Source organism: Bacteroidota bacterium, from assembly GCA_034723125.1.
Lineage (GTDB): Bacteria > Bacteroidota > Bacteroidia > CAILMK01 > JAAYUY01 > JAYEOP01.
The window spans coordinates 1-6,414 of sequence record JAYEOP010000005.1; the positions used below are offsets into that span (position 1 = coordinate 1).

Sequence of the window (6,414 nt, forward strand, 5' to 3'; positions counted from 1 at the left end):
AGAGACACTAATTAATGCTCCAACACTTGTACCGCTCCTAAGAATTTGCTTTGACAATACATACTCCTTTTGCTCCGAAACAAGATATTTGTATAATTTTATAATCCGCAATGCAAAAGCATACGATTTAGTAGCAACAATATTATCTTTTGTTTTACTCATTTTCAATTTTCAATTTTCCATTATCAATTAAGTTGTTTTTATCAGATACAATGCTTCTGCCTAATTCCTTTTCTGTATTTAGTCTTGCATCTCCTGCAACCTTACCACCTCTATGAGCCACATTTTTGTTTTCGCCAAAAGTTTCAGGTTTTTCTTTTTTTGATATTTCTGTTGTAACACGTTCGCCAAGCATTGTAAAAATCAATTCTAAATCGTCCATATTATCACGAAGATTGATTTTAGATTTTGTAGGCAAATTTTTAAACTCCTTGTATTCACTTGGTGTCATACCAAATGTTGCTTTTGAAATCTCGGCAGTTAAAATGGCATAATCTCTTTTTTCTATTATTCCTCGCTCTTTCCACTCATCTGTTAAGTTTTGGCGAATGGCAATTCCTCTCAATCGTTTATCAATCCAATCTTTTGGATAGCCTTTTTGCTCATAAATTTCTTTCATTCGTTCTTGGGCAAGTTCAGGATTTTCTATTTCTTCAACTCTTTCGTATCCAACTTTTGCCAGCCAGCGTTTGAAAGGCTCAGCCTTAGGTGATGGTACTGATTGGATAATTCTAAAAACACCTTCTGTATTTGCACAATCGGTAATCCTCATTTTCCCATCAGATGCTTGCATTTTCAACTGTCGACAAATTGTCGACAGTTCAGCTTTTTCTTCATCATCCAGCCGTTTTTTAATTCGATACCAATAATCACGAGGATTAATACTATCTGTTAAAATTTCTACAATATCAATAATAGAAAAATACCATTTTTCTTCCGTCTCATCCCAGTGAGTTCTAATTTTTTGCTCTTGAAATAATTTTAATTTATTTTGTTGGTTGTCCATTTTATACTCACTTTATATTTATGCTACCTGAGGACAATTTGTCCCTATGTAGGTTTTTAGTTTTTCATCTCGTTTTCTAATTTTTTTAAGATAATCGGTTGGATTTTTACTTTCCGATAAAACTGCAACAATATCTACCAAAGAATAATACCACTCATCATTATACCACGACCTGCGTACTTCTTTGCCCTGAAACACTACAAGCTTGTTTTGTGGAGCTATATTTTTGCTTTCAATCATTGTCATAATTAAGATTTTTATGATTTATTGATTTTAGGATTGTTTCTGATGTAATCTTTGTTCTCAGAGTGATTAACATTATACACTCTTTTAAATTGCATGCTTTTTGAACCGAAATTAATTAGCAAGCCAATTGGTAAATTATAGGCTTGACAATAATTCATTGCCTGAGCCAAATGCACATCTTCTAACTGTATCAATGCTTTTATTTCTACCATAATATTGTCTTCAACAAAAAAATCTACACGTCTTGTTCCTATATTCACGCCTTCGTAATAAATAGACATTTCCATTTCTCGTTGAAAAGCAAGCCCTTGCTTTTCAAATTCAATAGCCAAAGCACGCTGATAAATAACTTCCTGAAAACCATTACCAAGAGCAGAATGAACTTTCATTGCACAACCAATTATTTTATGTGTCAAATCTTCATGTTTCATACTATATTTTTTATCCTATCATCCTTTAATCTTAAAAATCATAATTTAGACAATTTATAATTCTCCATTAAACGCTTTTTGCAATACACTCTTTTTAAATTCCTCCAAATCTACAATTTTTTGCTGATAAATGACTTCTAATTTTTTGGTTTCGGCTGAAAGATTATTTAGTTTTTTGACTATTTGTTTTTGTTTATTAATAGTTTTCGGAAAAGGTATATTTATACTCTCAACTTCTTTATTTGTAACAGCAGGATAACTGGCTCCTTTTTGAAGTTTCTCCATTTGTTTATTAAAACCATAGGTTAAAAGAAAATAATATATAAAGTTATTATTCAAATATTTCTTTGCTCTTAAAACATAATACCCTGTACTACAAACTTGATTATCGTAATCCTCTGTAATTACCGCAACTCGACTATGTGTTGGACGAACAGTTGCAAAAATAATATCATCCGTTTTCACAAGTTTCCTTGCTCTACTTGGTGCATCTTTTCCTAATAACAAAGTTGTATTTTCAATAAGTTTAGTTTCTTTATTTACACTTGAAACATCAAGATAAATAAATTTTTCATCAGGTTTTTGTTTTGGATTTATAGTTTCTGTTTTCAATAAAACCTCCCCCAAAGTCTTCGCCTCCCATTCTCCATTTTCAACTTTCAATTTTCCATTATCAAAAATTGCTTGCAATTTTGATTGAAAAAGTTCTTTAGCATTTTTCAGGTTGTGTTCGGCATTGGCTTTTGCTTTGTCTATAGCTTCAAAAGCACGGTCGAGTGTGGAAACTATGCGTTTTTGTTCGGGGAGTGGTAATATTGGAAATCGTTCTGATTTATAATCTTTAAAATAAATATGTGGGATTGTACTTCCATTTCTGTGTTTTTCAAAATCAATCCCATTTAAAAAGTATTCTACAAAACCAATATCAAATCCATCTTTTGGGACTAAATACTGCATTGTTGCAACTACTGATGATTTTGCAGGGTGTTTAGAAACTCTACCAATACCAGCACCATCTTTAATAATTGCTAAATAATCTTGTTCTTGTTGAAAAAAAGAAATGTTCTTATTGAATCCTTTTGCACTAAAAAGAGGATATTCCCCTTCATCATCTTTAACTTTATTTAAAGAAATATTAGATGAGCCTTTTTTTAAAGCATCTTCTAACGCTCCGTATTTCCAACCATTCGGAAACTTAGAATTATCCATTATTAATTGTTCATTATCCATTATCAATTATCAATTGTTCATTATCCATTATTTTCCTCATTAAGTTGGCTTTCAATTACTTTTCTTAATTCTTCCTTATTAGGCAAGTAGAGTTGATATTTATTTACAAAAAGTTGAGAAGAAACATTGTGCATAGTATATTGTATTAGTAATTCATCTTTTTCTTTTGCCAAAACAATACCTATTGGTGGGTTATCGCCTTCGGTATTTTCTTCGTTCTCAAAATAACCCAAATACATATTCATTTGTCCTACATCTTCGTAGCCTGCTTCTTCACGTTTTAGGTCTATCAGCACAAAGCATTTAAGTATGCGGTGATAAAAAACTAAATCTACTGCGTATGGTCGATTTCCCACAGGAACACGGTATTGTCTGCCAATAAAAGCAAAACCTTTACCCAGTTCAAGCAAAAAATCTTTTAAATGCGTAATAATTTTATCTTCCAACTGTTTTTCGGAATACTGGTGTATTTCGGGTATTTTAAGAAAATCGAGGGTGTAAGGTTCTCTAATTATATCTTCCGGCTTTTGTATTGTTTGTCCTTTTTGCGATAGTTCTAAAATGCCTTCTTTATCTTTCGATGCTGCTAATCTTAAATATAATGATGATTTCTTTTGGCGGATAAGTTCACGTACCGACCATTTTTCATTAATGGATTGTTGTAAATAAAATCCTTTTTCAAGTTTATCATTTATTTTCAAAATTTCGACATAATGCGACCATCCTAAAAGGTGCGACAGTGTCGCACTTTTTGGAAATTCGGTATAGAACTGCCTCATCCTCTTAATATTACTCAAACTAAAACCTTTACCGTGTTGCAGTTTTAAATCTTTTGAGAGTTCTTTTAGCAATGCTGTTCCGTATTCGGCACGTTCTTTTCCTTTTTGTTCAAATTCAACAATATATTGTCCTATTTTCCAATAGGTATCTACCAAATGCGTATTAACAGCAATAGTCGCTTTTTCTTGTCCCTGAATATAAATTTCGGAAATATGCGATACTAAACCTTTATAATTTTTGTCGGTATTTGCTATTTTGTTTTTCATATCAAGCCTTTAATATTTTCTAAAATACTTGCACTTTCTTTATCTAAATCAGCCATATTTTTTAATATCTCAGATGGCTTTCTGAGTGGTGCTTCTTCGGGTGTATTGGGGTTTTTGGCAGAAAGGTCAAGCGTATTTTGGTCAAGGGCTGCAATATTTACAGTCCAAGAATTTTCACTTTCCCCTTCGGCTCCGCTCAGAGCAAGTTTTTGTAGTTGTACAAATTCGGCTAAATCTTTTTCTATTTGCTTTTTGGCTTCTTCAAATTTATTTTGAGCATAGCGTAAGAGAATTAAGCCCAAAACAGGGTCTTTATATTCTGCTACTGTCAATTTTGAGTTTGCACGCAAATTATCAGCAGCTCCCCACAATTCCGTCTCTAATCTTTTTATTTCTTCGTTTGTCATATTCAATATTTTACTCCGTCAGCCGCCTACTCGATTGTAAGCCGTAATTATTCCACTTCTTCCTTTTCATCTTCACTCGGTAAAGATATTTCTATTTTTTGTCCATGAATTTCATCATGACATTTGCTACACAATATCATAATATTTCCAATTTCAGATTTTCCTCCGTCTGCATATCTTGTTTTGTGGTGATATTCTGCTTCTTTATAATCTTTGAATTCAGCACTACATAATTCACAGTTCTGCTTTTCTGAAAAAATCGAAATCTTTTCTTCGTCTGATATTTGTCGTCTGTCGTCTAATTCATCTAATGGGTATTTGGATAAGAATTCTCTAATAAGAATGTCTCTGCGAAGCATAATTATTTTTTCAGACCAACCACCACGAACATTGTCATAAAATCGCTGATAATTAACATTAGAGTTTCTAAAATCTTCTGAGTAGACTTTGCTATGAAAACTTCTAATAAATTTATGTATTGTTTCTTCCTTTCCAATGAGTGAATGAGTTAATTTCAAATCTCTAATCATTGTGTAAACCGCAATAACCCAAGCATGTTTTTCTAAAAACTTATAATTCCCGGGATTTGTAGGAAAACACTTTTCTAAAAAATTTAATATATTTTTAGCATTTTTAAACTCTTTCGAATTTGCATCTAATTCTTTGTAATTATCAAAAAACGAGTATAGTTCATTTGACCCACATTGTTTTGCTCCAAATTTTTCGTAAAAAATAATTCTTGCTGTATCCGGAAATACACCATATCTATTTTTAGCAACTGCGGTTGATTTTTCAATAAAATTATGATTTGCTAAATTTCTCATCAGTTCCACAATGGTTCCAGGTTTCGCATTTAATCGTTCACCCAGACTTAATGGTTTCCCTCGTTGTAATCTGCTAAATATTAGCCTAACTCTTTCGTCATCGTAATCTTCCATTATGTGAAGATTTAGTTCATAATCAAGAAAATTCGATTTGTCTAGATCTCCAAGTGGTTTTTCTCCATTAAAAGTTTTTCCGTTCAAGTCTTTACCTGAAAACTTCTCACTTAATTTTAGTTGATTTTCATAGAATAGTGAAATGCAGGTTAATCTTTGTTGTCCATCAACAATGTAATATGCTTCTTCATCTGATTTAAAATTCATAAAAAAGATAGGCATTGGTTCACCTTTTAAAATGGTGTCAATCAAACATTGTTTGTCTTCTTTTGACCAAGCATCATTAGGTCTTTGATAATTATAGTCAACCTTATATTTATTTCGGTTGTTAATGTAATCTTGTATCTTCATTTTTTTCTCCTTTATGGCTTACAACATCCGTATAAACGGAAGCTCCGTTTATTTCTATTATGTGCAGATATACTCAGAAACCTATAAATCCATGTCATCCAATTGGTTATCAGTTTTATCAAATCCCTTGTTTGTAATATGAAAATAAATTTTTGTAATTTTAATATTTTCATGTCCTAATAAAATTGAATATATCTTAAAATTTATTTGCAAATGTAATAATTATTTATTTGATAAAAATTGTTTAGTTTTTTTGAACCACCAGAAATAATTTGACCTTTCTTAAAACTCATCATTTATTTTTTTGCAATGCTTTAGAATTCTTATCCCCTGATGTTAATCGCAACATATTATCAAAAATAATTCCCGTAGCTACTGCTGCATTTAAGGATTCTGCATTTCCGTATTTTGGAATTGATATTTTATTTTTTACTTTTTTAGTCAGATTATCACTTACTCCTGTGGATTCGTTTCCTATAATTATTGCAGTGGGTTTTTTAAATTTTAATGTGTGAATATTTTCTCCGTTTAATTCGGCATTGTAATAATTGTATTCATTGTTATTGTCAATAAATTCTCCAAGTTCTTGATAAATTATTTTAACACGAAAAATACTGCCCATTGTAGATTGGACTACTTTAGGATTATAAACATCTACACAATCGGGTGAACAAATTATTTGCTTGATATTGTACCAGTCGGCAATACGAATTATTGTTCCTAAATTTCCCGGATTTCGTATTGAATCAAGAAGTAAAA

At 31.3% G+C, this 6,414-nt stretch carries 9 protein-coding genes; all 9 read right to left on the reverse strand.

All coding sequences use genetic code 11. The annotated features are described in order from the left end of the window. On the reverse strand, positions 1-162 hold a 162-nt coding region (locus U9R42_00090), incomplete at its 3' end, for a four helix bundle protein (protein ID MEA3494418.1). Continuing rightward, the gene (locus tag U9R42_00095) at positions 155-1,006 is read right to left on the reverse strand and encodes a Bro-N domain-containing protein (GenBank protein MEA3494419.1); all 852 of its coding nucleotides are present in this window, start codon (positions 1,004-1,006) and stop codon (positions 155-157) included. The genes U9R42_00095 and U9R42_00090, both read right to left, overlap by 8 nt. Positions 1,007-1,024: 18 nt before the next feature. Beyond that, positions 1,025-1,252: a phage antirepressor protein gene (locus tag U9R42_00100; protein MEA3494420.1), complete on the reverse strand. Its 228-nt coding sequence runs from the start codon at positions 1,250-1,252 to the stop codon at positions 1,025-1,027. A gap of 11 nt (positions 1,253-1,263) precedes the next feature. Beyond that, on the reverse strand, positions 1,264-1,683 hold the full coding sequence (locus tag U9R42_00105) for a GxxExxY protein (protein ID MEA3494421.1): 420 nt from the start codon (positions 1,681-1,683) through the stop codon (positions 1,264-1,266). Positions 1,684-1,737: 54 nt separating this feature from the next. After that, complete coding sequence (locus U9R42_00110) at positions 1,738-2,913, reverse strand: restriction endonuclease subunit S (GenBank protein ID MEA3494422.1); 1,176 nt, start codon at positions 2,911-2,913, stop codon at positions 1,738-1,740. A 20-nt stretch (positions 2,914-2,933) separates the two neighbouring features. Continuing rightward, positions 2,934-3,959 (reverse strand): PDDEXK nuclease domain-containing protein, encoded by a 1,026-nt coding sequence (locus U9R42_00115; protein ID MEA3494423.1) that lies wholly within the window; start codon positions 3,957-3,959, stop codon positions 2,934-2,936. Then, complete coding sequence (locus U9R42_00120) at positions 3,956-4,366, reverse strand: type I restriction-modification system subunit M N-terminal domain-containing protein (GenBank protein MEA3494424.1); 411 nt, start codon at positions 4,364-4,366, stop codon at positions 3,956-3,958. The genes U9R42_00115 and U9R42_00120 overlap by 4 nt, the downstream gene beginning before the upstream one ends. Before the next feature lie 47 nt (positions 4,367-4,413). Continuing rightward, a complete protein-coding gene (locus U9R42_00125; GenBank protein ID MEA3494425.1) occupies positions 4,414-5,655 on the reverse strand; it encodes a DUF262 domain-containing protein in 1,242 nt (413 codons plus the stop codon). A 292-nt stretch (positions 5,656-5,947) separates the two neighbouring features. Continuing rightward, positions 5,948-6,414: RNA methyltransferase (locus U9R42_00130; GenBank protein ID MEA3494426.1), on the reverse strand; the 467-nt coding region annotated here is incomplete at its 5' end.

Bases quoted from the DNA above. Each gene is read 5' to 3' on its own strand.
- U9R42_00095 (MEA3494419.1), bottom strand. From the start codon at position 1,006: ATGGACAACCAACAAAATAAATTAAAATTATTTCAAGAGCAAAAAATT.
- U9R42_00100 (MEA3494420.1), bottom strand. From the start codon at position 1,252: ATGACAATGATTGAAAGCAAAAATATAGCTCCACAAAACAAGCTTGTA.
- U9R42_00105 (MEA3494421.1), bottom strand. From the start codon at position 1,683: ATGAAACATGAAGATTTGACACATAAAATAATTGGTTGTGCAATGAAA.
- U9R42_00110 (MEA3494422.1), bottom strand. From the start codon at position 2,913: ATGGATAATGAACAATTAATAATGGATAATTCTAAGTTTCCGAATGGT.
- U9R42_00115 (MEA3494423.1), bottom strand. From the start codon at position 3,959: ATGAAAAACAAAATAGCAAATACCGACAAAAATTATAAAGGTTTAGTA.
- U9R42_00120 (MEA3494424.1), bottom strand. From the start codon at position 4,366: ATGACAAACGAAGAAATAAAAAGATTAGAGACGGAATTGTGGGGAGCT.
- U9R42_00125 (MEA3494425.1), bottom strand. From the start codon at position 5,655: ATGAAGATACAAGATTACATTAACAACCGAAATAAATATAAGGTTGAC.